At 71.1% G+C, this 22,690-nt stretch carries 27 protein-coding genes; 16 read left to right on the top strand and 11 right to left on the bottom strand.

Annotation, left to right across the window (positions count from 1 at the left end):
* Positions 1 to 113 precede the first annotated feature (113 nt).
* Both JOD31_RS15030 and lysM read left to right on the top strand, forming a co-directional pair.
* On the top strand, positions 114 to 902 hold the full coding sequence (locus tag JOD31_RS15030; RefSeq protein ID WP_204951230.1) for a class II glutamine amidotransferase: 789 nt from the start codon (positions 114 to 116) through the stop codon (positions 900 to 902).
* Between the two features lie 81 nt (positions 903 to 983).
* Positions 984 to 1,418, top strand: a complete 435-nt coding sequence (gene lysM, locus JOD31_RS15025) for a peptidoglycan-binding protein LysM (protein ID WP_204951229.1) — start codon at positions 984 to 986, stop codon at positions 1,416 to 1,418.
* A gap of 13 nt (positions 1,419 to 1,431) precedes the next feature.
* Here the strand turns inward: lysM and JOD31_RS15020 are convergent, their stop codons facing one another.
* From JOD31_RS15020 to JOD31_RS15010, 3 genes are all read right to left on the bottom strand, one after another.
* Positions 1,432 to 1,926, bottom strand: coding sequence for a hypothetical protein (locus tag JOD31_RS15020; RefSeq protein ID WP_204951228.1), 495 nt, complete (start codon positions 1,924 to 1,926; stop codon positions 1,432 to 1,434).
* A gap of 135 nt (positions 1,927 to 2,061) precedes the next feature.
* Positions 2,062 to 2,700 (bottom strand): NrsF family protein, encoded by a 639-nt coding sequence (locus tag JOD31_RS15015; RefSeq protein WP_204951227.1) that lies wholly within the window; start codon positions 2,698 to 2,700, stop codon positions 2,062 to 2,064.
* Positions 2,697 to 3,248, bottom strand: coding sequence for a sigma-70 family RNA polymerase sigma factor (locus tag JOD31_RS15010; RefSeq protein WP_204951226.1), 552 nt, complete (start codon positions 3,246 to 3,248; stop codon positions 2,697 to 2,699). Before JOD31_RS15010 ends, JOD31_RS15015 begins: the two co-directional genes overlap by 4 nt.
* A gap of 175 nt (positions 3,249 to 3,423) precedes the next feature.
* Here JOD31_RS15010 and JOD31_RS15005 point away from each other — a divergent pair, with 175 nt between their 5' ends.
* The 5 genes from JOD31_RS15005 (at position 3,424) to JOD31_RS14985 (ending at position 7,488) form a co-directional block, all read left to right on the top strand.
* On the top strand, positions 3,424 to 3,708 hold the full coding sequence (locus JOD31_RS15005) for a BufA1 family periplasmic bufferin-type metallophore (RefSeq protein ID WP_204951225.1): 285 nt from the start codon (positions 3,424 to 3,426) through the stop codon (positions 3,706 to 3,708).
* A gap of 76 nt (positions 3,709 to 3,784) precedes the next feature.
* The gene (bufB, locus tag JOD31_RS15000) at positions 3,785 to 4,675 is read left to right on the top strand and encodes an MNIO family bufferin maturase (protein ID WP_204951224.1); all 891 of its coding nucleotides are present in this window, start codon (positions 3,785 to 3,787) and stop codon (positions 4,673 to 4,675) included.
* Complete coding sequence (locus tag JOD31_RS14995) at positions 4,672 to 5,454, top strand: HvfC/BufC N-terminal domain-containing protein (RefSeq protein ID WP_204951223.1); 783 nt, start codon at positions 4,672 to 4,674, stop codon at positions 5,452 to 5,454. Before bufB ends, JOD31_RS14995 begins: the two co-directional genes overlap by 4 nt.
* On the top strand, positions 5,451 to 5,930 hold the full coding sequence (locus JOD31_RS14990) for a DoxX family protein (RefSeq protein ID WP_204951222.1): 480 nt from the start codon (positions 5,451 to 5,453) through the stop codon (positions 5,928 to 5,930). Before JOD31_RS14995 ends, JOD31_RS14990 begins: the two co-directional genes overlap by 4 nt.
* A gap of 124 nt (positions 5,931 to 6,054) precedes the next feature.
* Positions 6,055 to 7,488, top strand: a complete 1,434-nt coding sequence (locus JOD31_RS14985; RefSeq protein WP_204951221.1) for a homospermidine synthase — start codon at positions 6,055 to 6,057, stop codon at positions 7,486 to 7,488.
* Positions 7,489 to 7,491: 3 nt separating this feature from the next.
* On the opposite strand, the gene JOD31_RS14980 is transcribed toward JOD31_RS14985, so the two are convergent.
* Both JOD31_RS14980 and JOD31_RS14975 read right to left on the bottom strand, forming a co-directional pair.
* Positions 7,492 to 7,863, bottom strand: coding sequence for a type II toxin-antitoxin system VapC family toxin (locus JOD31_RS14980; RefSeq protein WP_204951220.1), 372 nt, complete (start codon positions 7,861 to 7,863; stop codon positions 7,492 to 7,494).
* Positions 7,860 to 8,057, bottom strand: a complete 198-nt coding sequence (locus JOD31_RS14975) for a type II toxin-antitoxin system VapB family antitoxin (RefSeq protein WP_204951219.1) — start codon at positions 8,055 to 8,057, stop codon at positions 7,860 to 7,862. The genes JOD31_RS14980 and JOD31_RS14975 overlap by 4 nt, the downstream gene beginning before the upstream one ends.
* Before the next feature lie 128 nt (positions 8,058 to 8,185).
* Here JOD31_RS14975 and JOD31_RS14970 point away from each other — a divergent pair, with 128 nt between their 5' ends.
* Positions 8,186 to 8,692: a DUF1523 family protein gene (locus tag JOD31_RS14970; RefSeq protein WP_204951218.1), complete on the top strand. Its 507-nt coding sequence runs from the start codon at positions 8,186 to 8,188 to the stop codon at positions 8,690 to 8,692.
* A 312-nt stretch (positions 8,693 to 9,004) separates the two neighbouring features.
* Complete coding sequence (locus JOD31_RS14965) at positions 9,005 to 10,279, top strand: alpha-hydroxy acid oxidase (protein WP_204951217.1); 1,275 nt, start codon at positions 9,005 to 9,007, stop codon at positions 10,277 to 10,279.
* Between the two features lie 51 nt (positions 10,280 to 10,330).
* Here JOD31_RS14965 and JOD31_RS14960 read toward each other — a convergent pair whose 3' ends face one another.
* A complete protein-coding gene (locus JOD31_RS14960; RefSeq protein WP_204951216.1) occupies positions 10,331 to 11,485 on the bottom strand; it encodes a mechanosensitive ion channel family protein in 1,155 nt (384 codons plus the stop codon).
* A gap of 214 nt (positions 11,486 to 11,699) precedes the next feature.
* Here JOD31_RS14960 and JOD31_RS14955 point away from each other — a divergent pair, with 214 nt between their 5' ends.
* The 4 genes from JOD31_RS14955 to JOD31_RS14940 are packed head-to-tail and all read left to right on the top strand — an operon-like array spanning position 11,700 to position 15,232.
* Positions 11,700 to 12,122: a MarR family winged helix-turn-helix transcriptional regulator gene (locus tag JOD31_RS14955; protein WP_271206191.1), complete on the top strand. Its 423-nt coding sequence runs from the start codon at positions 11,700 to 11,702 to the stop codon at positions 12,120 to 12,122.
* Positions 12,119 to 14,152: an FUSC family protein gene (locus JOD31_RS14950; RefSeq protein ID WP_204951214.1), complete on the top strand. Its 2,034-nt coding sequence runs from the start codon at positions 12,119 to 12,121 to the stop codon at positions 14,150 to 14,152. Before JOD31_RS14955 ends, JOD31_RS14950 begins: the two co-directional genes overlap by 4 nt.
* A complete protein-coding gene (locus tag JOD31_RS14945) occupies positions 14,149 to 14,346 on the top strand; it encodes a DUF1656 domain-containing protein (RefSeq protein WP_103120251.1) in 198 nt (65 codons plus the stop codon). The genes JOD31_RS14950 and JOD31_RS14945 overlap by 4 nt, the downstream gene beginning before the upstream one ends.
* 13 nt (positions 14,347 to 14,359) lie before the next feature.
* Complete coding sequence (locus tag JOD31_RS14940; protein ID WP_204951213.1) at positions 14,360 to 15,232, top strand: efflux RND transporter periplasmic adaptor subunit; 873 nt, start codon at positions 14,360 to 14,362, stop codon at positions 15,230 to 15,232.
* A gap of 321 nt (positions 15,233 to 15,553) precedes the next feature.
* Here the strand turns inward: JOD31_RS14940 and JOD31_RS14935 are convergent, their stop codons facing one another.
* From JOD31_RS14935 to rsmI, 5 genes are all read right to left on the bottom strand, one after another.
* Entirely contained in the window at positions 15,554 to 17,083 is a 1,530-nt protein-coding gene (locus tag JOD31_RS14935) for a YifB family Mg chelatase-like AAA ATPase (RefSeq protein ID WP_204951212.1), read from the bottom strand.
* Between the two features lie 260 nt (positions 17,084 to 17,343).
* Complete coding sequence (gene mepA, locus JOD31_RS14930) at positions 17,344 to 18,261, bottom strand: penicillin-insensitive murein endopeptidase (protein WP_204951211.1); 918 nt, start codon at positions 18,259 to 18,261, stop codon at positions 17,344 to 17,346.
* On the bottom strand, positions 18,258 to 19,214 hold the full coding sequence (gene gshB, locus JOD31_RS14925; RefSeq protein ID WP_204951210.1) for a glutathione synthase: 957 nt from the start codon (positions 19,212 to 19,214) through the stop codon (positions 18,258 to 18,260). Before gshB ends, mepA begins: the two co-directional genes overlap by 4 nt.
* 22 nt (positions 19,215 to 19,236) lie before the next feature.
* A complete protein-coding gene (locus JOD31_RS14920) occupies positions 19,237 to 19,611 on the bottom strand; it encodes a YraN family protein (RefSeq protein ID WP_204951429.1) in 375 nt (124 codons plus the stop codon).
* A complete protein-coding gene (gene rsmI / locus JOD31_RS14915; protein ID WP_204951209.1) occupies positions 19,608 to 20,543 on the bottom strand; it encodes a 16S rRNA (cytidine(1402)-2'-O)-methyltransferase in 936 nt (311 codons plus the stop codon). Before rsmI ends, JOD31_RS14920 begins: the two co-directional genes overlap by 4 nt.
* Before the next feature lie 151 nt (positions 20,544 to 20,694).
* Between rsmI and JOD31_RS14910 the strand changes: the two genes are divergently transcribed.
* From JOD31_RS14910 to JOD31_RS14900, 3 genes are read left to right on the top strand one after another with little or no spacing between them, the layout of a single operon-like run.
* Positions 20,695 to 21,924 (top strand): penicillin-binding protein activator, encoded by a 1,230-nt coding sequence (locus tag JOD31_RS14910; protein WP_204951208.1) that lies wholly within the window; start codon positions 20,695 to 20,697, stop codon positions 21,922 to 21,924.
* A gap of 55 nt (positions 21,925 to 21,979) precedes the next feature.
* Complete coding sequence (locus JOD31_RS14905) at positions 21,980 to 22,213, top strand: antitoxin (RefSeq protein WP_204951207.1); 234 nt, start codon at positions 21,980 to 21,982, stop codon at positions 22,211 to 22,213.
* The gene (locus JOD31_RS14900; protein ID WP_204951206.1) at positions 22,210 to 22,614 is read left to right on the top strand and encodes a type II toxin-antitoxin system VapC family toxin; all 405 of its coding nucleotides are present in this window, start codon (positions 22,210 to 22,212) and stop codon (positions 22,612 to 22,614) included. The genes JOD31_RS14905 and JOD31_RS14900 overlap by 4 nt, the downstream gene beginning before the upstream one ends.
* Positions 22,615 to 22,690: the final 76 nt, after the last annotated feature.

Below are 22,690 nucleotides of genomic sequence, written 5' to 3'. Positions count from 1 at the left end.
CCGTCCGCGGCGTCGCAGGCCAACCGAAACCGGGCGCCGTAACCGGCGGTTAACCCGATGTTTACCGCGGGCCGGCGAGCGTTAACCCGTCGTTCACCCTGTTGCGCCCGCCCATGTGCCGCTGGATCGCCTACCGAGGCGCCCCCACCTACCTCGAGACCTTCGTCGCGGCGCCCGCGCATTCGCTCATCCACCAGAGCCTGCACGCCGCCGAGGCGGTGACGGGAACCAACGGCGACGGCTTCGGCGTCGGCTGGTACGCCGACCGCGACGAGCCCGGGCTCTACCGCGAAACCCTCCCGGCCTGGTCCGACGAAAACCTCCGCCACCTCTGCCGGCAGATCCGCGCCCGGCTGTTCTTCGCCCACGTGCGGGCCTCCACGGGCCCCGCGACCAGCCGCGCCAACTGCCACCCCTTCGCCTACGGCCGCTGGCTGTTCATGCACAACGGCCAGATCGGCGGCTGGCCGCAGATGCGCCGGACGGTCGAGGGCATGATCCCCGACGCGCTCTACGCGGCCCGGATGGGCGGCACGGATTCCGAGGCGCTGTTCCTGGCGGCCATCGCCGCCGGCGCGGAGGACGATCCCGTCCGCGCCGTGACCGCGACGCTCGAGACGGTCGCCCGCAAGATGCGGGCGAAAGGCGTGACCGAGCCGCTGCGCTTCGCCGCCGCGCTCACCGACGGCCGCGACCTCTACGCCTTCCGCTGGTCCTCCGACGACCGTCCGCCGACGCTCTACTGGAGCGAGAGCGAAGACCGCCTGCTCGTCGCCTCCGAGCCGCTCGACGGCTCGCGCGAGCGGTGGGCGCTGGTGCCGCCGGACCACGCGCTCGTGGCCCCGGCCGGCGCCGCGCCGCGCCTCCAGCCCATGACGCTGCGCGAGAACCGGGCGGCCTAAGCGCGAGGCCCCGGCCTGTCGGTCCGCCGCGCCGGCGCTATATGAGCCCTCCTAACGACAATCGACGACAGGAGACGGTTCATGGGCGTGTTCGACTTCATCAAGGACGTGGGCGAGAAGCTGTTCGGCGCGAGCGAAGCCGAGGCCGCGCCGGCCGACAAGATCAAGGCCGAGATCGAGAAGCACGGGCTGGACGCGAAGGACCTGAACGTGTCCGTGGAGGGCGATACGGTGAAGATCACCGGCGCCGCGCCGTCGAACGAGATCCGCGAAAAGATCATCCTCGCCGCCGGCAACACGCTCGGCGTCGCCAAGGTCGACGACCAGCTCAAGGTCGACGCGCCGGGCGCGGACGCCAAGTTCTACACCGTCAAGAAGGGCGACAACCTCTCGAAGATCGCCGAGGCCCAGTACGGCAAGGCCAGCCGCTACAACGACATCTTCGAAGCCAACAAGCCGATGCTCAAGCACCCGGACAAGATCTATCCGGGCCAGGTCCTGCGCATCCCGGCCTGAATTGCGGGCGGCCTCAGAACGAGGTCGCGAGACGGGCGCCGGCGGGCTTCACGGTCCGGCGGCGCCGCTCCTTCGGCTCGGTGGGCTCGTCCTGCGCCGCCCGGCCCGCCATCTTGCGCAGCGCGCGGCGTTCGGTCGGGCTGACGGTGCGGCTGCTCTCGAGCGGCGCGTAGCTGCTGGCGTCGCCGATCCGCCCGCCGGTGAAGACGACCACGCGGTCCGCCAGGAACAGCACGTCGCCCCGCCGCAGGGTGGGATCCACCAGATGCCAGTCGGGATTCACGACCGGATCAATCGTGCGCGCGAGCTGCTCCCTCGGCGAGAGCTGCGGCGCCCGGACAGGCGCGCGATCGACCCTCGGCGGGGCCGGCGCCATGGGCGGATCGCGGTACTCCTCGACGGGAGCTGGCGCCCGGCGTCCGAACAGGAAGTCCAGGAAGCCCGCCTGCGCCGTTGGCGCGGCGAGGCTCGCCACGACGACCGCAGTCGCCAAGGTGCGAAATTTCATAGCTCAGGACGTCCTCCCCGGCGCCGCCCCCGACGCCAGCAGGCCTAGAACGCGCCCAGTGGACGATCGTTCACGGAAAAGTCGCGCCATCGCCACAAATGTGCGAGGGCCGGCGCGACGTTGGGTGGCGTGGCCTCACCACCGCAGCAGACGCGACCCGACGACGGCCCCGACCGTCGCCACGATGGCGATCGCCAACGTGTACCAAACGGCCACGAACAGCGGCGAGTCGTCCGGGCACTGAGCGGCGTAGAACGTCGCGCCGATCGCGCCGGCGACCACGCCCGCGACAGCGCCGGCGAGCGACGGCGACGCCGGCGCGCCCCGACGGAGCGCGATCAGCAGCGCGGACAGCGGGATGGCCGACAGCACGGGCACGTTGATCAGGCAGACCAGCCAGTTGTGGCCCACGAGCCGGGCCGCCCAAGTCGCCTCGGGCGTCACCGCCAGCTCGGCCAGCACGCCTGCCCCGAGCACCGCGACGGCTAGGCCGAGCGCGAGAACGCCGCTGCGCACCGAGGCGCCCGGCCGCGCGAGCCGCAGCGCGAGCAGCGCGGCGGCGGCTCCAAACGCGCCGGTCACCACGAACTTGAACGGGAACCGCACGGTCCCGAGCGCGTCGACGAAGTCGGGCCGCGGTCCGAGCTTCACGGCAAAGACGAGCGCGGCGCCGGCGACCGCGAGCGCGAAAGCGAAGGCGAACGTACGGCCGAGCCGCGCGGGCGGCGTGGCGGCGTCGGCGGCCAGGGCCTCGATCAGATCGCTCGTCCTCATTCCCGGAAGCTCCTGTAGGCGGCGGACAACGCGCTCAACCCTCTGTGCAGCGCGACCCTCACGGCGCCCTCGCTCATGCCGAACTTCTCCGCCGTCGCGCGGATGTCCGCGCCCTCCAGCGAGATCGACCGCACGACGTCGTGCTGCCGTCCCTTGAGCACGGAGAGCAGCCGGTCGGTCTCGCGAGCCGACAGGCCCTCGTCCTCCTGCGGCGCGGCGAGGACCTCCTCGACGTCCTCGATCGGCACGACGATCCGCCGGCCGCGGCGCCGCAGCGCGTCGGTCAGCTTGTTGCGCGCGATCGTCGCCACCCACGGACCAACGGGTTGCGCCGGATCCCAGGTGCCGCGCTTCAGATGGATCGCGAGCAGCGCCTCCTGGACCACGTCCTCCAGCTCCGCGTCGTCCACGCCGAAGCTCCCGGCGCGGCGCCGGACCACCTTTCGGAGGAACACGGCGAGCTCGGCGAGCAGGCGACGATAGACGGACGTGTCGCCCGCTTCCGCCTCCGCCATCCAGGCCGCCCAGTCCCGTTCACGCTCGTTCACGAAGCATCCTCGATCCGACTTACGCGCGAGACGCAGGAAGCGTTACAGGCGCTCCCCGGTCAAGCCGGACGCCGCCTTTCAAAATTCAAGCGGGTCGCTGTAACGAACGTCCGTCTCCTGACGAAGACCATGGCACGGGCCGATGAGAGCCCGGATCTACTTCAGGAGAACAGTCATGAATCGTCGAATCGCCGCCGTCGCCCTCGCGGGTTCGTTCGCCGCCGCGCTGGCCTCCGTCGCCGCGCCCGCGTCCGCCGAGGACAAAATGGCCGGCAAGGAGAAGTGCTACGGCGTCGCCATGAAGGGCCAGAACGACTGCGCCGCGGGCGCGGGAACCACCTGCGCCGGCACCGCCAAGGTCGATTACCAGGGCAACGCCTGGAAAGCGGTCCCGGCGGGCTCCTGCGTGACGATGAAGACGCCGAAGGGCATGGGATCGCTCACCCCGATCAAGATGTGACGATCGCCGCCGGACGCGGCGCCGGCTCGGCCGCCGCGGCGTCCGGCGCGCGTCTCCAACTCCCGGAGCGCACGCCATGATCCCGACCACCTTGCCCGCGACCGCGGGCGTGGGCTTCAAGCCCGAACACTTCACCGATGCGCTCGCCGACGCCGACTTCGCCGGCTTCTTCGAGGTCCACGCCGAAAACTACATGGGCGCCGGCGGGCCGCCGCACGCGCAACTGGGCCGGCTGAGATTGGACCACGCCCTTTCGATCCACGGCGTGGGCCTGTCGATCGGCGGCGCCGGGCCGCTCGATCGCGAGCATCTCTCGCGGCTGAAGCTGGTGTGCGACCGCTACCGGCCCGAGAGCTTTTCCGAGCATCTCGCCTGGTCGACGCACGACGGCGTGTTTCTGAACGACCTGCTGCCGCTGCCCTACACCGCCGCGACGCTCGCCCGGGTGGTGGCCCACGTCGACGAGACGCAGAGCGCGCTCGGCCGGCGCCTGCTGCTCGAGAACCCCGCGACTTACGTGCTGTTCGTGAAAAGCGAGATTCCCGAAGCCGCGTTTCTCGCTGAAGTCGCCCGCCGCACCGGCTGCGGGCTGCTGCTGGACATCAACAACGTGCTGGTCTCCGCCACCAATCACGGGACGTCGCCGGAGGCCTATCTCGACGCCTTCCCCTTAGGAGCGGTGGGCGAGATCCATCTCGCTGGTCATGATCTGGCCGAGGACGACGGCGGCGCGCCGCTGCTGATCGACGCCCACGGCGCGCCGGTGGCCGATCCGGTCTGGGCGCTTTACGCGCGGACGCTCGAACGGACCGGCCCGCTGCCGACGCTGATCGAGCGCGACAACGACGTGCCGGCCTGGTCCGAGCTGCGCGCGGAGGCGATGGTCGCGCAGGCGTGGCTCGACCGCGCCGCCCGAAGCGCGCCGCGTGGCGGCGCTGACGCCAAGCGCAGTGAGATCGCGGCGTGAGCGCGGCCGCCCAGGCGCGCTTCGCCGCGGCGGCGCTGGATCCGCACGCGGCCCCGCCCCCCGATCTCGCCGCGGCGGGCGGCCTCCGGCCGGAGCGACGCTTCGCGGTCTACCGCAACAACGTCGCGGTCGGTCTCGGAGGCGCGCTCGCCGCGCGCTTCCCCGCCGTGCGGCGGATCGTCGGCGACGCCTTCTTCGCGGAGCTCGCGCGCGGGTTCATCCACGCGCACCCTCCGCGTTCCACCCTGATGATGGTCTATGGCGAGGCCTTTCCCGAATTCATCGCAGCGGCGCCTGATCTCGCGGAGCTTCCCTACCTCGGCGACGTCGCCCGGCTCGAGGCCGCCCGCACCCGCGCCTACCACGCGGCCGACGCCGTGCCGCTCGTAGCGGACGCCTTCGCCGCGGTTCCGCCCGAGACGCTGCCGGAGCTGGGGCTTCGGCTCCATCCATCGGTCGGCGTCGTACGGTCGCCGCATCCGGTCGTATCGATCTGGGCGATGAACGCCGACGAGGCGGAGCTCGGCCCGATCGCCGGGCTTCTCGCCGAAGACGGGCTCGTGACGCGGCCGGAGCTCGAGGTCCATGTGCGGCGGCTGCCCCGAGGCGGCGCGGCCTTTCTCGCGGCGCTTGGAAGCGGACGCGCGCTGGGGCGCGCCTGCGCGATTGCTCGCCGCGTCGCGCCCGACTTCGACCTGACCCTCAATCTGTCCGGCCTGATCGCGGCCGGTCTCGTCGCGACGATCGACCCGCCCCCGAACCCGGAGCTCCAGCCATGACCGCCGTCCCTCTCGCCGCCCGCGTCCCGCCCCGCGGGCCTCTCGCCGCCGGCGTTCGGCGGATCGTCGGCCTGTTCGAAGCGATCCCCTATTCGGCGCTGGCGCTCGCCGCGCGCGTGTTCCCCGCGGCGGTGTTCTGGCAGTCCGGCCAGACCAAGGTGGACGGCTTCGGCCTGTCCGACAGCGCGGTCTACCTGTTCCAGGAGGAGTACCGGCTGCCGCTGGTTGACCCGACGGTCGCCGCCTACGGCGCGGCGTTCGCCGAGCACGTGTTTCCGATCCTCCTCGTGCTGGGCCTCGCAAGCCGCTTCGCCGCGCTGGCGCTGCTCGGCATGACGCTGGTGATCGAGATCTTCGTCTATCCCGACGCCTGGCCGACCCACGGCGTCTGGGCGGCGTGCTTTCTGCTGATCGTCGCGCGGGGCCCCGGCGCGCTGTCGCTCGACCGGTTGATCGCCCGCCGCTGGAACGTCTGACGCCGGCCGGGCCGGGCGACGTCATCCCCGTGTCACCCCCAGGCTGTTGATTCTACGACGCCGTTCGGCCTTTATCGGGCCGCGCGGCGTCCGCCGCGTCAGACCAGCCCAGGAGCGCGAAAGAATGACGGACCACCCGGTGTACGCCAAGATCGACGGTCCCATTGTGATGATCGGTTTCGGCTCCATCGGACGGGCGACGCTGCCTCTGCTGGAACGCCACTTCGAGTTCGACAAGAGCCGGGTGTCGATCATCGACCCGAGCGACCTCAACAAGCACATCGCCGAGAAGCACGGCTACGAGCTGATCCAGCAGCACGTCACGAAGGAGAACTACCGCGCGTTCCTGACGCCGCTGCTGACCAAGGGCGAGGGCCGCGGCTTCTGCGTGAACCTCTCCGTCGACACCGGCTCGGCCGACCTGATCGCGCTTTGCCAGGAGCTCGGCGTTCTCTACATCGACACCGTCAACGAGCCGTGGCTCGGGTTCTACTTCGACAAGACCAAGGGTCCCTCGGAGCGCTCGAACTACGCGCTGCGCGAGATCACGCTCGACCTGCGCCGTCGCTCGCCGAAGGGCCTGCCGACCGCCGTCTCCACCTGCGGCGCGAACCCCGGCATGGTCTCGTTCTTCGTGAAGCAGGCGGCGCTGAACATCGCGGCCGACATGAACCTGAACACGCCGGAGCCGTCGACCCGCGAGGAGTGGGCGGCGCTGCTGCGCCAGATCGGGGTGAAGGGCGTGCACATCGCCGAGCGCGACACCCAGCGCACCACCGACCCGAAGCCGCGGAACGTGTTCCTCAACACCTGGTCGGTGGAGGGCTTCATCTCGGAAGGCCTGCAGCCGGCCGAGCTCGGCTGGGGCACGCACGAGACCTGGATGCCGGAGAACGCCCGCACCCACGACGACCCGAAGGCGGCGGCGATCTACCTGATGCAGCCGGGCGCGGCGACCAAGGTGCGCACCTGGTGCCCGACGCCGGGTCCGCAGTACGGCTTCCTTGTCACCCACAACGAGTCGATCTCGATCGCCGACTACTTCACGGTCCGGGAGGACGGCAAGGCGGTCTACCGTCCGACCTGCCACTACGCCTACCATCCCGCCGACGACGCCGTGCTGTCGTGGCACGAGCTGTTCGGCGCGGAAGGCAAGGTGCAGGACACGCTGCACGTGCTGGACGAGGACGAACTGGTCGACGGGATCGACGAACTCGGCGTGCTGCTCTACGGGCACGGCAAGGGCGCCTACTGGTACGGCTCGCAGCTCTCGCTCGAGGAGACCCGCGAACTCGCGCCCTACCAGAACGCGACCGGCCTGCAGGTGACCTCCGCGATCCTCGCCGGCATGGTCTGGGCGATCGAGAACCCGAACGAGGGCATCGTCGAGACCGACGAGATGGACTTCAAGCGCTGCCTGGAGATCCAGAAGCCCTACCTCGGTCCGGTGAAGGGCTACTACACCGACTGGACGCCGCTGCAGAACCGCCCGGGCCTGTTCCCGGAGGACCTCGACGAGAGCGACCCCTGGCAGTTCCGGAATTTCCTGGTGCGGTGAGGGTCAGGCGAGACCCGCCGCCGCGACGCCCAGGCGTTCGGCGGCGGCTCTGAGGCGCTTGTCCCGGGTCCAGAGGGCGCCGTCGAGCATCATGATCGTCGACGCGATCAGATGGACATCGACATAGCCGACGCCCGTCCCCCAAAGGTCGAGAGTCTCGATGAGATGTTCGATCTCCGGGATTGATGCGACCTCGCATTGGTCGATGGCCCCGAGCGTCGCAAGCACGCTGGCGCGCTTTGGCAGGCTTCCAAGAGCGATTTCGCCCAGGACGAAGGGGTGCATCAGAACCTGGCCGTCGTCGAGCAACTGCCTGAGCGCACTATCGGGCTTGCCGAGGTGGTCGGCCCAGACCGAGGTGTCGACCAGTATCACTCGGGCGGCAGCCTGCGGCGCGGCGGCGCCTTGAACCCAGGAGCGATGCCTCCGAGCCTTGCGGCGCGGCGCGAGGCTTCACGATGGACGAGCGCCTCGAGGCCCATCCGGACGAGCGTCGCCTTTTCCTTGACCCCTGTGTACTCCTGGGCCTTCGCGATCAACTCGTCATCGATGGCGACAGTGGTGCGCATGGATCGTCTCCTTCAGGCACGAAAAGTGGCATCCAGCGATGCCAAAATCAATGCCGCGCGCTGATTGCCTCTGGTCTCGCCGAGACCCACATCCTACGGATAAAGGCCCGCCGCCGGAGATTTCAGGAATGTTCAACCGCACCCGTGTGATCGTCGCCGTCGTGGCCCTGCTCGCGGTGCTGCCGGGGGCGGCGTTCCTGCACTTCTACCTGCCGCGGCACGATGTCGTGCGGATCATCGGCGTCGAGAACCGCCGCGTCGACATGACGGGCAAGCCGCTGCAGAACGGCGACCGCCCGACCCAGGGGCGCGACGTCTACTACATCTTCGCCGAGGACGTGGAGACCAAGGCTCCGCACGTCTACCGCAACGAGGACACCGGCTGGGGCTTTCCGTTCTACCTGAAGTTCGACAGCGCGGACGAGCAGGCGGTGGCGGCCTCCATCGCCTCGGAGAAGGGGATCGCCGTCGTCACCAAGTACGGCTGGCGGCTGAACCTGCTGTCGTGGTTCCCGAACGCCGTCAACATCCGGCGGTCCGAACCGAACCCGACGATCATCCCGTGGTTCAACATCATCTTCTTCGCCGCCTTCGGCGCGTTCGCCGTCTGGATCTGGCGCCGGGCGACGCGCTGATCGTAGCGCCGGCGTCATCATCGCCGGTTATGTGAGCCGTCCGGGCTGCCGGCGGGCCGTCGGCCCGGACGGCGGCGCTCGGGCGAAGCGGGGCGAGCGGCTCCCGGCTTTTTGTGCGGTGCGGCATTATTCGGTGGACAGGGCGGCGGGCGCGGGCTACGGCGCTAGTGCTACTTTAGTCCAATGAAAAAACGCCTTTCCGCTCCCCCGACTTGGGCGCAGCTTGAAGGGTGCGGCGTAGGAGCGCAGCTCTCGCCGTCGCCTGCGAGCATGAGCCCGCGTCTTGGTCCCCGACGTTTATCAGGAGACGACATGTCCGACGCTTCCGACGCCCGCCTGACGGACCGCCGCAATTTCATCCGCTTCCTCGCCGCAAGTCCCGTGATGACGCCGACCGCCGTGCGGACCCTCGTCGGTTCGCTCACGCTCGGCTCCACCAGCGCGCTCGCCCAGAGCTACGATGTCCTCCGCGCTCCGGCGCAGGCGGTCGGCGACGTCATCGCGGCTCCGGAGCAGGCGCTCAACGTGATGGACTTCGAGCCGGCGGCCAAGAAGGCGCTGCCGCCCGCCCATTACGGCTACCTCGCGAGCGGCGTCGATGGCGACGAGACGCTGCGGGCCAACCACGAGGCTTTCTCCAAGATCCGCATCCGCACGCGCCGCCTGATCGACGTGCGCAAGATCGACACCAGCGTCACGATCTTCGGCCAGACCTACGCCACGCCGATCATGCTGGCGCCGGTCAGCAGCCAGGGCGCCTTTCACCCCGAGGCCGAGACCGCGGTCGCCAAGGCCGCCAAGGTCAAGGGCAACGGCATGATCCTCTCGACGGTGGGCTCCACCTCGATCGAGGACGTCACCGAGGCCCGCGGCGCGCCCGTCTGGTACATGCTCTACCCGACCGACGACTGGACGGTCACCGAGGCGCTGGTGAAGCGCGCGGAGGCGGCCGGCGCGCCCGCGATCGTGCTGACCGTCGACCGCCAGGGCGGCCGCAACACCGAGACGCTGTTCCGCCTGCGCCGCGACGACACCCGGAACTGCAAGGACTGCCACGCCGGCGGCTTCGCGAACGAAGTCAGCCGCAAGCCGATGTTCGACGACCTCGACGTGTCGAAGGTCACGAACCTCTACGGCACCGGCATGACCTGGGACTACGTCGATCGCCTGCGCAAGATCGTGAAGGGCAAGCTGGTGCTGAAGGGCATCGTCACCCATGAGGACGCGGAAGAGGCGCTGAAGCACGGCGTGGACGCGATCATCGTGTCGAACCACGGCGGCCGCGCCGAGGAGAGCCTCTACCCGACCATCGAGGCGCTGCCCGAGGTCGTGAAGGCCGTGAACGGCAAGATCCCGGTGCTGGTCGACGGCGGCTTCCGCCGCGGCACCGACGTCATCAAGGCGCTGGCGATGGGCGCGACCGCCGTCTGCATCGGCCGGCCCTACTGCTGGGGCCTCGCCGCCTTCGGCGAGCCCGGCGTGGCGGCCGTGCTGGCGATCATGCAGCGCGAGTTCGACACCATCATGAAGCAGGTTGGCGCGCTTCGGATCGCGGACATCACCCCGGACATGGTCAGCGTCGGCTGACCCGTCGCGATCGGCGTCCGGCCCGGGCCGGGCGAGACGCCGATCGCGCCCTTACGCTCCGGCGGCCCTCAGCGCCGGCTGAGCGCGGCGCTCCTCGCGCTCCTGATGCCGACGAGGATCCGGCGCTGGCTGACGGCCCATGTCGGTCCGCAGCCGCGGCAGAGCGTAGGGATGCTCGGCCGCCAGCCACACGATCATCTTCTCGCGCATCTCGCAGCGCAGGTCCCAGGCGCGCGGCGAACTGCTCGACGAGACCAGCAGCCTCACCTCGATCACGTGCTCCTTGGCGTCGGACACCTGCAGGTTGACGACCTGCCCGTCCCAGAGCGGCGAGGCCCTCACGAGCTCGTCCAGCTTCGCCCGCATCAGCGCCACCGGCGCCGTATGGTCGACATAGAGCATCACCGTTCCGATGATGGACGCGCCCTCGCGGGTCCAGTTCTGAAACGGCTTCTCGATGAAGTATTTCAGCGGCAGCACCAGGCGCCGCCAGTCCCAGAGGCGGACCACGACGTAGGTCGCAGTGATCTCCTCGACCCAGCCCCATTCGTTCTCCACCACGATCGCGTCGTCGAGCCGGATCGGCTGGGTGATGGCGAGCTGGATGCCGGCCACGAGGTTTGCGAGCACCGGCTGCATCGCGAGGCCGAGGATGAGGCCCGCTGCGCCGGCCGAGGCGAGCAGCGACACGCCGTACTGCCGCACGCCGTCGAAGGTCATCAGCGCGGCGCCGATGGTGATCACGAACAGCAGAGTGACGCCGGCCCGCTCGAAGATCTTCATCTGCGTCAGATGCTTGCGGGCGAGTAGATTGTCTTCGGAGTCGAGCCTGAACTTCCGGAGGTAGATCACCGTCCAGATGTGCAGCGCCGTCGTCGCCGCCCAGCCGATCAGGATCATGAACGCGACCAGCAGGCCGTGCCGGATCCCGTCGGCCTGGCCCGTCGTCAGCGGCGCCGCCGAGGCGACGATCGAGAACACGAAGATCAGCACCGCAAGCCGCGTCGGGCCGCGCGTGCGGGACACGAGCGAGCGCCAGAACAGGCTGCGCTCGGCCACGAAGGTCGTCAGCATGCGAAACGCGAGGCGGTGCGCCGCGATCGCGACCGCCGCGCCGAGCGCGAGCAGGATGAGGCTGGCGCCCCAGTCGGGAAGCCAGGACAGCCGCTCGGCCGCCCCCTCCACGAGCGTCACCGCTTCGTTCATGCGACCCCCTGATCAATGCGACGTAAGAACAGGGAACGCGAGCGCGGCCATAGGGTTCCCGCAGCGCAGGATGACGCCTTCGCACGTGCGAGCAAGAGGGTCGGGGTCGATGCGGGCCGTGCCGCGCGCGCTCCAGCCATGCACGATATCGCTAGCGGACTATTAGATAGTTTCCTAATTAGTTCGGATGTCGCCTCGCCCGTCGCCCTCCTCCGTGACCGATTTTGGCTTCGGCCTGACGCTCGCCGCGCGCCGCTGGCGCCGGGCGATCGATGAGGCTCTCGCACGCTATGGCCTGAGCGACGCGAGCTGGCGCCCGCTGCTGCACCTCGACCGGCTGGGGGAGGGCGCGCGCCAGCACGACCTCGCGTACTCGCTCGGGATCGAGGGGCCGTCTCTCGTCCGCCTGCTCGATCGGCTGGCCGAGGCCGAACTGATCGAGCGCCGTGAAGACCCCACTGACCGCCGCGCCAAGACGCTCCATTTCACCGCGCGGGGCCGCGACGAGACGGCGCGGCTCAAGCAGGTGGTGGCGGAGGTCTGCGCGGAGATGCTGGAGGGCGCCCCCATCGAGGAGATCGCCGCGGCGACCCGGCTGCTCGCGCGGCTCGCGCTCGACCGGAGCGCGCGCTCGTGAGCCCCGTCGTCCGCGACCGCCTGATCTTCGCGACGCGCACGACGCTGGCGGCCGGCCTCGCGGCCTTCGTCGCCTTCGTGGTCGAGCTGCCGCAGGCGTCGAGCTCCATCATGACGGTCTTCATCGTCTCCCAGCCGCTGACCGGCATGGTGCTGTCCAAGGCGCTGTACCGGGTCGTCGGGACCTGCATCGGCGGAGTGGTCGCCGTCGCGGCGACGGCGACGCTCTACGACGCCCGCGAGCTGTTCGTGGTGGCGGTCTCGCTCTGGATCGCCGGCTGCGTCTTCGTGTCGATCTATCTGCGCGACGCGCCGGCCTCCTATGGCGCGCTTCTGTCCGGCTACACCGTCGCGATCATCGCCTTTCCGGTGGTGGACGCGCCGGACACGGTGTTTCTGGCCGCGCTCGACCGCGTCGCCGAAATCTTCGTCGGCCTCGCGTCCGCGACCATCCTGAGCCAGGTGTTCTTCCCGCGCAGCGCCGGGCGCGCTCTGCGGGGCTCCGCGGACACCGCGCTGGACTCGGCGTCGCGCTGGGCGGCCGACACGCTGCGCGGCCGACCCGACCCGGCGCGGGTGCTGCGCGACCGGCGCGCGCTGGTCGCGAACGTCGCGACGCTCGACGGTCTGCGGATCCACGCCTCGTTCGACAGCGCCACGGTGCGGCTCTCCAACCGTCGCATCAGGCTGCTGCACGGGCGGCTGATCTCGTTCCTCGCGCTGGTCGTCGCGATCCATGACCGCATGGAGATCCTGCGCGCCGAGCGCCCGGACCGCTTCGAGGCGCTGGCGCCCGCGCTCGCCGGCGCCGCGAACGCGATGGCCCGCGGCGTCTCCTCGGACGAACGCGGCGCGGCGGCCAGGGCCGTGCTCGCCGCCGCGCCCGATCTCGCCGCGATGCAGGCGAGCGGCGACGCGGTGCTGGAGCGCACGATCCTTGTGCGCGTCGCCGATCTCCTCGCCCTGCGCGGCGAGCTCGACACGCTCTCGGCGCTCGATGCGCCGGACGCGGACCGCGGATCGGGCGAAGCCCCCGCGACGCTGGAGCGCTACCGCGACTACCAACTTGCCGCCGCCGCGGCCGCCGCCGCCTTCGTCGCGCTCGCCGGCACCTTCGCGTTCTGGATCCTGTCCGGCTGGGCGAGCGGCGCGGGCGCGGTGATCTTCGTCGCTGTCATGGCGAGCCTGTTCGCCCAGGCGGACGACCCCGCCGCGGCGGCCGGCGGCTTCACCGTGATGACGGCCGTGGGGGCTCTGGTGGCGGGGGTCTACCTGTTCGGCGTGCTTCCCCGGCTCGAAGGCTTCGAGGCGCTCGGTCTCGCGCTCGCCCCGCTGGTGTTCGCCACCGCCTACGCCATGGCGATCCCCGCCTACACGCTCCGCGCGCTCGCGCTCGGCCTCGGGGCGATCAACATCATGTCGCTGAGCAACGTGATGACCTACGATTTCGCGGCTTACGCCAACACGACGGTCGCGAGCCTGTTCGGCCTCGGCCTGGCGACCGCGCTGCTCCGGGTGTTGCGGCCGATCGGGACGACCTGGCCGGTGGCGCGGCTGGTCGCGGGGCTGCGGCGCGACCTCGCGGAGGCGGCGGCGAGCCGCGAAGCGCCGACGCGCATCGGATTCGAAAGCCGGATGTTCGACCGCATCAACGGGCTCATGGCCCGCCTCGACCTCGCCGACCCGCGCCAGCTCGCGCTGGAGCAGGGCGCGCTGGCGGCGCTGCGCGTCGGCCTCAACACCCTGGCGCTGCGCCGCGTGGTGCGGGGCCTGCCGCCGGCCGTCGGCGCGCCGCTCGCCGGCGCTCTCGCCGAACTCGCACGCCATTTCCGCCGGCTCGCCCGCCAGGAGCCCTCCGCCCCGCCGCTCGACCGGCTGGACGCGGCGCTCGGCGCGGCGCTGGCGCAGGGCCCCGCCGACGAGGCGGAAGCCGCGGAGCTCGCGGTCTGGATCGCGGCGCTGCGGTCGAGCCTCGCGCAGCATCCCGCGCTGTTCGGCGCGGCGCGAGGCGTCGGGGAGGCCGCGGCGTGATCAAGGAGGTCGACCTCTTCGGCGTGTTCGTGCCGCCGCTGCTGCTCTATGCGGCGCTGGCGGGCCTGATCTGGCAGCCGCTCCGCATCCTGCTGGAGCGGACCGGTTTCTACCGGCTCGTCTGGCACCCCGCGCTGTTCAACGTGTCGGCCTACGTGCTGACGCTGGCGGCGGTCGTCGCCGTCCTGATGTGAGGCTTTGCAAATCATGTCGATCGCCGCGAGGAGTTTTCGGGTCCTCCTCACCCTCGTCGTCTTCGCCGCCGCCCTCGCCGGCGGCTGGTACGTCTGGCGCGCCTACGCCGACACGCCCTGGACGCGGGACGGCCGCGTGCGCGCCAACGTCATCCAGGTGACGCCCGACGTCTCCGGCGCGGCGACCGATCTCAACGTGCAGGACAACCAGACGGTGAAGAAGGGCGACGTGCTCTTCGTCATCGACCAGGCGCGCTACAAGCTCGCGCTCGACCAGGCCGAGGCGACCGTCGACGGGCGCTTCGGCGAACTTCAGCAGCGGCGCAAGGAGGCGGAGCGCCGGGACAAGTTGACCTCCGCCGCCGTCGCCGACGAAGCGCGCGAGCAGGCCCGCACCGCGGTCGTCACCGCCGAAGCCGCGTGGCGGCAGGCGATCGTCGAGCGCGACGTGGCGAAGCTCAACTTCGACCGCACCGTGGTGCGCTCGCCCGTCAACGGTTACGTCACCAACCTGCTGCTGAACGAGGGCGACTACGCGACGGCCGGCAAGGCGGCGGTCGCCGTGGTCGACAGCGACTCGTTCTACGTCGCCGGCTACTTCGAGGAGACGAAGCTCCGCGCCATCCGCGAGGGCGACCCGGCGACGGCGCGCCTGATGGGCCACGACGGCGACCTCACGGGCCACGTCGAGAGCGTGGCGCGCGCGATCGTCGACCGCGACAACGTCACGAGCGCGGACCTGATCGCGAACGTCAACCCGAGCTTCACCTGGGTGCGGCTGGCCCAGCGCATCCCGGTCCGCATCAGGCTCGACCCGCTGCCGGCCGGCGTGACGCTCGCCGCCGGCATGACCGCGACGGTGGTGGTGCATCCCAAGGCGCGGTGAGCGCGAGGGTTCGCTTACGTTTCAGGACGAGGCCGGAAGGGATCCCGCGCCTTCGATCCCTCCTCGGTTCGAGGATGAGGCGCGGGCGATCCCTCCCTCGATAGAGGGGAGGGTGGACGGGCGAAGCCCGGCCGGGTGGGGCGGGCGCCGGATGAGGCTCTGACGTCCCCGCCGCGCTCCCATTCACGCCCTGCGTCGCGCTCGACGTCCACGGCCCCACCAGACCTCGGCCTGCGGCCGAGGCCGCCCTCCCCACGCCTTCGGCGCGAGGAGGGTGGCCCGCGTCCGGTTCTGCGGGGATGGAGAATCGCAACGGGAAGATCACGCGGCCTGCGCGGCGGAGGCGGGCGCCGCGCGGTAGGCCAGCGCTTCGGCGAGATGGATGCGGCCGAGGGTCTCTGCGCCGTCGAGGTCGGCGATGGTGCGGGCGACCTTCAGCACGCGGTGATATCCGCGGGCGGAGAGCTTGAGCGCGTCGGCGGCGTCGCGCAGCAGCTTCAGGCCCGCGGCGTCGGGACGGGCGATCTCCTCCAGCAGCGCGACCGGCGCATGGGCGTTCACGGCGACGCCCTCCAGACCAAGCGCCGCGAAGCGGCTCGCCTGCCGGCGGCGGGCCTCGGCGACGCGGGCGGCGACCGTCGCGCTGTCCTCGAGCGCGGGCGGCGCCATCAGGTCCGCGGCGCTGACCGCAGGCACGTCGAGGCGCAGGTCGATGCGGTCGAGCAGCGGGCCGGAGATGCGCGCCTGGTAGTCCGCGGCGCAGCGCGGGCCGCGGCGGCAGGCGTGGCCGGCTTCGCCCCCGCCGCAGCGGCAGGGGTTCATGGCGGCGACCAACTGGAAGCGGGCGGGATAGGCGATGCGGTGGTTGGCGCGGGCGATCACCGCCTCACCGGTCTCGAGCGGCTGGCGCAGCGCGTCGAGCGCCTGGGCCGAAAACTCCGGAAGCTCGTCGAGGAACAGCACGCCGTTGTGGGCGAGCGCGATCTCGCCTGGGCGGGGCCGCGCGCCGCCGCCGACCAGTGCGGCCATCGAGGCGGAGTGGTGCGGCGCGCGGAACGGCCGGCGGTTCGACAGCCGCCCACCGGCGAGCTCGCCCGCGATCGAGCGGATCATCGCGACCTCGAGCAACTCGCGGGCGCCCAGCGGCGGCAGCAGCGAGGGCAGGCGGCTCGCGAGCATCGACTTGCCGGCGCCCGGCGGCCCGTTGAGCAAGATGTTGTGCCCGCCGGCCGCGGCGATCTCGAGCGCCCGTTTCGCCGTCTCCTGGCCGCGCACGTCCCTGAGGTCGGGCTGCGCGCCGACGGCGTCGGGCAGGCCGGGGCGGGGGCGGGCGAGAACCTGCACGCCCTTGAGGTGGTTCGCGATCTGGAGCAGCGAGCGCGGCGCGACGATCGCGAGGTCGGCGCTCGCCCAGGCGGCCTCGGGCCCGCAGGCCTCCGGGCAGATCAGCGCGTGGCCGCGGGCGACGGCGGCCACCGCCGCCGGGAGACAGCCCGCGACGCTCGCGATCGTGCCGTCGAGCGCGAGTTCGCCGAGCACGGTCACGCCTGCGAGCGCCTCCTGCGGCACGGCGCCGATCGCCGCCATCAGGCCGAGCGCGATCGGCAGGTCGAAATGGCTGCCTTCCTTGGGGAGGTCCGCGGGGGCGAGGTTGACCGTGATGCGCCGTGGCGGCAGCGCGAGGCCGGAGGCGATCAGCGCGGAGCGCACCCGCTCGCGCGCCTCGGTCACCGCCTTGTCCGGCAGCCCCACCACGTTGAAGGCCGGCAGGCCCGGCGCGACCTGCACCTGCACGTCGACGGCCCGCGCCTCGATGCCCTCGAACGCCACCGTTGAGACCCACACGACCATGCCGCCGCCCCCGCCCTGACGCACGCGATGGTAGCGGAGCGCAAACCGCCGTCAAGAACAATAAGCGAACATCTATCCGGTCGGCTCCCCCGGAGGACGCCAGACGGCGGATCAAGCGTCAGATTTCGCGCGTCATGCCCCGGTTTATCCGGGGCATCCAGGCCAGCCCCACCCGGCCCGCCGGTCTTGCCTGGATTCCCCGGATAAACCGGGGAATGACGAAGAACTCCGCCCTTGGCTTCGTAGTCCTAGGCCGCCCTTCACGGCTCGCGGATGACGGCCGCGCAGTCCGCCGGCAGGTCCTTCAGCGTCATCGGAGGCCGCGGCTTCGGCGGGATCTTCGGCGGCCTCGGGAACAGCCGGCCGGGCGTGAACCACCAGTCCAGCGCCTTGCCGCAGCCGTCGCCCGGCACGACGTCCGCCTGCGGCTTGCAGGAGGCCTCGCCCGCGGGGCAGCCGAGCCGCACGTGAAAGTGGTAGTCGTGGCCCCACTGCGGGCGCACCTTCTGCAGCCAGCCGCGGTCGCCCCGCGCGTCCCGGCACACCGCGCGCTTGATCGCGGGGTTGACCAGAATGCGCTCCACCTGCGGGTCGAGCGCCGCGTCCTTCAGCACCTGCATGTGGTTGGCGGACCAGAAGCGGTTCAGGTCGATCCGGTTCTCGGCGACGACGTTGGTCGACATCAGCGTCTCGCGCTGCGCCATGGTCAGTTCCTGGTTCGGCATCGGCCGCAGCCAGATGTCCACGTCGAGGCCGATCTGATGCGAGGCGTGCCCCTTGATCATGGGCCCGCCGCGCGGCTGCGACATGTCGCCGACCAGCACCCCCGGCCAGGAGGTGTTCGAGGCGACCCGCTTCGAGAACCGCTGGATGAAGCTCACGAGCGTCAGCCGGCCATAGAACCGGTCGCGCGAGGGGCGCATCACCTGCCAGGTCGGGCCGCTCAGCGGCAACATGGAGGCGCTGGCGAGACAGCCCTTGGAGTAGAAGCCGATCGACCGCTCGCGCCCCGTGCTCGGGCGCGTCACCCGGCCGAACAGCTCCTTCGCGGGCGTCGTCGCGGTGATCGGCGGCATCGGCGGCAGGCGGAAGCCGGGCGGCGTCACGTCCTGCGCCTGGGCCGCGCCGGCGGCGCAGGCGACGAGCGCGGCTGCGGCGAGAAGGGTCTTCAGCGTCATGCGGCTGCGCGGCTCCGCTTGGCTTCGATGGCGTCCCAGGTGATCGCCGCCACGTCGGGGCCGCCCAGCCGCTTGATGGCGCGGATGCCGGTGGGGGAGGTCACGTTGATCTCGGTGAGGTTGCCGTCGATCACGTCGATGCCGACGAACAGCAGCCCGCGCCGCGACAGCTCCGGGCCGATGCGGGCGCAGATCTCCTGCTCGCGCGGGGTGATCTCGGTCGTCTGCGCCGCGCCGCCGCGCACCATGTTGGCGCGCAGGTCGCCCGCCGCCGGCACGCGGTTCACCGCGCCCGCGAACACGCCGTCCACCAGCAGGATCCGCTTGTCGCCCTCGGCGACCTTCGGCAGGAACTTCTGCACCATCCACGGCTCGCGGAAGGTGGTCGAGAACATGTCGATCAGCGAGCCGTAGTTCAGGTCGTCGGCGGTCACCCGGAACACCGCCGCGCCGCCGTTGCCGTAGAGCGGCTTCACCACGATGTCGCCGTGCTCGGCGCGGAAGGCCGCGATCTCGGCCTTGTCGCGGGTCACGATGGTGGGCGGCATCAGCTCGGGAAAATCGAGCACGAAGATCTTCTCCGGCGCGTTGCGCACCTCCGCCGGGTCATTCACGACAAGCGTGCGCGGGTGCACCCGCTCCAGCATGTGAGTGGTGGTGACGTAGGCCATGTCGAACGGCGGGTCCTGCCGGAGCAGCACCACGTCGGTCTCCTCGCCCAGCGAGACGCGGCGCTCCTCGCCGAGCGTGACGTGGTCGCCCGCGACGTCGCGCACCTCCGCCGGCCGCATGGCCGCGAACACGCCCTGCGCGGTCTGGGTCAGGCGCTCGGGGCCGTAGACGAGCAGGGAATGGCCGCGCGCCTGGGCTTCCAGCATCAGGGCGAAGGTCGAATCGCCCGCGATGTTGATGCGCTCGATGGGGTCCATCTGCACGGCGACGCGAAGCGACATGGGGCTGATCCGCTTGGGTGTTTTACTGGCCGAAGGCGTTCGGGAGACGGCGCGGCAGGCGGCGGGGCGCGACGAGGACGACGTCGAAGGTCATGACATATCCCGCATAAGCCGGCTCGCGCGCAAGAAAGGCCTCAGCCCCGCGGCGGATGCGGGCCTGCTGGCGCGGCGTCACGGCCTCGGCCGCGGCCTCCAGCGTCGCGCGGGCCTTCACCTCGACGAAGGCGAGCGTGCGCCCGCGGACGGCGATCAGGTCGATCTCGCCGCCGCCTTGCGCGTAACGTCGTTTCACGATGCGCCAGCCCGTGAGCCGCAGCAGCCAGGCCGCGCGCGTTTCGGCGTCGAGCCCGAGCCGGAACGCTGCGAGCCGCTTCGGGGCGGGGGGCGCCGGGCTCAGCCGCCGGCCTTGGTCAGCTCGAGCGCCCGGGCGTAGACCTCGCGGCGCTTCAGTCCGGTCGCGCTCGCGACCTCGGCGACCGCGTCCTTCACCGAGGCGCGGGCGAGCGCCGCTCCGAGCAGCGCGTCAACGTCGCCCTCACTCGGCGGCGCCTCCTCGGCCGGCGGGCCGATCACCAGCACGATCTCGCCCTTCGGCGGCGCCTCCGCGCCCAGCGCGGCCGCGAGTTCGGAAAGCGTGCCGCGCCGCACCTGCTCGAAGCGCTTGGTGAGCTCGCGGGCAAGCGCCGCCGGCCGGTCCCCAAGACCGTCGGCCAGGTCCGCGAGCGCTTCGGCGACCCTCGGACCGGTCTCGAACAGCACCAGGGTGCCGGGCACGCGGGCGATCTCGGCGATGCGCTCGCGCCGCCCCTGCTGCTTCGCCGGCAGGAAGCCTTCGAAGAAGAAGCGGTCGGTCGGCAGGCCCGCCAGCACCAGCGCGGTGAGCACGGCGGAGGCGCCCGGCAGATGCGTGACGTGCGCGCCGGCCGCGACCGCGTCGCGCACCAGCTTGAAGCCGGGGTCGGAGACCAGCGGCGTGCCGGCGTCGCTGACGAGCGCGAGCTTCTGGCCCTCGGCGAGCCGCGCCAGCACCTTGGGGCGCATCTCGGCGGCGTTGTGGTCGTGGTAGGGCGTCAGCCGGGTCGCGATGCCGTAGTGGTTCATCAGTTTGGCGGTGACGCGGGTGTCCTCGCACAGCACCGCGTCGGCGGCGGCCAGCGTCTCCAGCGCGCGCAGGGTGATGTCGGCGAGCGTGCCGATTGGGGTCGCGACCACGTGAAGGCCCGGCGGCAGCGACGGCGCGGTCAGCCGCACGCCGGCCACGAGGTAGCTGCGGGTGGGGTGGTCGGGGCCGGCCGTGAGGTCGGGGTCGGTCGGCTCGGGCCTTGGCATGGGAACGCTCGTCGGTTACTTCAGAAGGTAAGTCTATCGGTGGGGCGCGGCCGCGGGAAGCGGTGGGGCGACGCTCCTTGAGCCGTGGACCATCGGGGCATTCGGCGCGTCGGACGAGTTCGTGGGGGTCCGGCCGAGAGACGGTGGCGCAATGACGGTCGATCGAAGGTCCCTCGCGAAGGGGTGGCGCGCGCTGCTCGTCGGAAGCGCGACGCTTGCGCTCGCCGCCTGCGGCGGCGGCAGCGACCTCGGCGGGACGGACGAGCGGCTCAATCCGCTCCCCGGCAATCCGACCCCGCAGGTCGAGGCCCAGCCGCTGGGGCAGGCGATCGGGCAGGGCTCCACCAAGGTGGCGCTCGTGTTGCCGCTGTCGGCCAGCGGAAACGCCGGCGCGGCCGCGCAGTCCATGAAGAACGCCGCCGAGCTCGCGCTGTCGGAGTTCAACAGCCCCGACATCCAGCTGGTGGTGAAGGACGACGGCGGCACGGCGCAGGGCGCGCAGGCGGCCGTGAACAGCGCGACCGACGAGGGCGCGCGCATGGTGATCGGGCCGCTGTTCGCCCATTCCGTGCAGGGCGCAGGCCAGGCCGCGCGCCAGAAGGGCGTGCCGGTCGTCGCCTTCTCGACCGACGCCAACGTCGCCTCGCGCGGCGTCTATCTCCTGAGCTTCCTTCCCGAGTCCGACGTCGACCGCATCGTTCGCTACGCGGTGAGCCAGGGCAAACGCTCCTTCGCCGCGCTGCTGCCGGAAAACGGCTACGGCACGGTGGTGGAGGGCGCCTTCCAGCAAGCGGTGGCGAAGGCCGGCGGCCGGGTCGTCGCGCTCGAGCGCTACCCCACCGACAAGGCCAGGATGGCGGAGCCGATCGCCCGCGTCGCGAACGCGCTCGGCCAGGCCGACGCGCTGTTCATTCCGGACACGGCCGACAGCGTGCCGACGGTGGTGGGCCTGCTGGCGGCCAACGGCGTCAACCTGAAGCGCGTGCAGCTGCTCGGCACCGGGCTGTGGGACGACCCGCAGATGGGACGCGACGCGAGCCTCGCCGGGGCCTGGTACGCCGCGCCGGACAGCTCCGGCTTCCGCTCCTTCGCCCAGCGCTACAAGGCGAAGTTCGGTTCGGAGCCGACCCGCACCGCCTCGCTCGCCTACGACGCGACCTCGCTGGTGGCGGCTTTGGTGAAGACGCAAGGGGCCGACGCGCTGACCGAACAGACCTTCGCGAATCCCTCGGGCTTCGCCGGCGTCGACGGCACCTTCCGCTTCCGCGCCGACGGCGGCAACGACCGCGCGCTCGCCGTCTACCAGGTGCAGCCCGGCGGCGCGAAGGTCATCAGCCCCGCCCCCCGCAGCTTCGACGGCCAGACCGCCCAGGCGAATTGACGGCCGCCGCGCGAGATCCTATGTCATAGGCCGCTGGCCTATGACAGGTGCGCCGATGTCGGACGTCCGTGACGCCAAGGTTTTCAAGAACGGTCGCAGCCGCGCGGTTCGCATCCCCGCGGACTGGGACCGCTTCGGCGACGTCGTGACTCTGCGGTCGGTCGGGAACACAGTCGTCATCGAGCCCAAGCATCGAAACCGGCTGTCCGAGTTCCTCGACGGCATAGAGCCGCTGGACGAAGACTTTCCCGAGATCGATGACCCGCCGCCAGAGCCGTTCGCTCTGTGACCCGCTATCTGCTCGACACGAACATCCTCTCGGACCTGCTGAGGCGTCCCAAGGGAAGCGTCAGGGAAAGGATCGACGCGAGGGGCGGCGCGGAGTTCGTCTGCACGAGCATCATCGTGGCTGCAGAACTCCGGTTTGGGGTCGCGAAGGCGCAAAGCGTGAGGCTTGCCGCGCTCGTCGAAGGCCTGCTTGACAGGATCGCCGTAGAGCCGTTCGAGGCGCCAGCGGACCGCGTCTACGCGTCCATTCGGGCGGACCTCGAGAGGCGCGGTCGGCGGATCGGCGGCAACGACCTTTTCATCGCAGCCCACGCGCTGGCTCTCGACTGCGTTCTGGTGACCGACAACGTGCGGGAGTTCGAGCGCGTGCCGGATCTGCGCGTGGAGAACTGGCTGCGCTGAGAGCCTGTTTCGAAGTCTGAAAGTTCGCGCGTCATGCCCCGGTTTATCCGGGGCATCCAGACATTTCGGAGGCTCT

The organism is Methylopila capsulata, assembly GCF_016907975.1.
GTDB classification, from domain to species: domain Bacteria; phylum Pseudomonadota; class Alphaproteobacteria; order Rhizobiales; family Methylopilaceae; genus Methylopila; species Methylopila capsulata.
This window is presented reverse-complemented; position numbering and strand designations above follow the sequence as displayed.

Bases quoted from the DNA above. Each gene is read 5' to 3' on its own strand.
- JOD31_RS14960 (WP_204951216.1), bottom strand. From the start codon at position 11,485: ATGAACGAAGCGGTGACGCTCGTGGAGGGGGCGGCCGAGCGGCTGTCC.
- JOD31_RS14910 (WP_204951208.1), top strand. From the start codon at position 20,695: ATGACGGTCGATCGAAGGTCCCTCGCGAAGGGGTGGCGCGCGCTGCTC.
- gshB (WP_204951210.1), bottom strand. From the start codon at position 19,214: ATGTCGCTTCGCGTCGCCGTGCAGATGGACCCCATCGAGCGCATCAAC.
- JOD31_RS14975 (WP_204951219.1), bottom strand. From the start codon at position 8,057: ATGCGCACCACTGTCGCCATCGATGACGAGTTGATCGCGAAGGCCCAG.
- JOD31_RS15030 (WP_204951230.1), top strand. From the start codon at position 114: ATGTGCCGCTGGATCGCCTACCGAGGCGCCCCCACCTACCTCGAGACC.
- JOD31_RS14935 (WP_204951212.1), bottom strand. From the start codon at position 17,083: ATGGTCGTGTGGGTCTCAACGGTGGCGTTCGAGGGCATCGAGGCGCGG.
- mepA (WP_204951211.1), bottom strand. From the start codon at position 18,261: ATGACGCTGAAGACCCTTCTCGCCGCAGCCGCGCTCGTCGCCTGCGCC.
- JOD31_RS14985 (WP_204951221.1), top strand. From the start codon at position 6,055: ATGACGGACCACCCGGTGTACGCCAAGATCGACGGTCCCATTGTGATG.
- JOD31_RS15020 (WP_204951228.1), bottom strand. From the start codon at position 1,926: ATGAAATTTCGCACCTTGGCGACTGCGGTCGTCGTGGCGAGCCTCGCC.
- JOD31_RS14905 (WP_204951207.1), top strand. From the start codon at position 21,980: ATGTCGGACGTCCGTGACGCCAAGGTTTTCAAGAACGGTCGCAGCCGC.
- JOD31_RS15005 (WP_204951225.1), top strand. From the start codon at position 3,424: ATGAATCGTCGAATCGCCGCCGTCGCCCTCGCGGGTTCGTTCGCCGCC.
- JOD31_RS14990 (WP_204951222.1), top strand. From the start codon at position 5,451: ATGACCGCCGTCCCTCTCGCCGCCCGCGTCCCGCCCCGCGGGCCTCTC.
- JOD31_RS14970 (WP_204951218.1), top strand. From the start codon at position 8,186: ATGTTCAACCGCACCCGTGTGATCGTCGCCGTCGTGGCCCTGCTCGCG.
- JOD31_RS15015 (WP_204951227.1), bottom strand. From the start codon at position 2,700: ATGAGGACGAGCGATCTGATCGAGGCCCTGGCCGCCGACGCCGCCACG.
- JOD31_RS14940 (WP_204951213.1), top strand. From the start codon at position 14,360: ATGTCGATCGCCGCGAGGAGTTTTCGGGTCCTCCTCACCCTCGTCGTC.
- bufB (WP_204951224.1), top strand. From the start codon at position 3,785: ATGATCCCGACCACCTTGCCCGCGACCGCGGGCGTGGGCTTCAAGCCC.
- rsmI (WP_204951209.1), bottom strand. From the start codon at position 20,543: ATGCCAAGGCCCGAGCCGACCGACCCCGACCTCACGGCCGGCCCCGAC.
- lysM (WP_204951229.1), top strand. From the start codon at position 984: ATGGGCGTGTTCGACTTCATCAAGGACGTGGGCGAGAAGCTGTTCGGC.
- JOD31_RS14965 (WP_204951217.1), top strand. From the start codon at position 9,005: ATGTCCGACGCTTCCGACGCCCGCCTGACGGACCGCCGCAATTTCATC.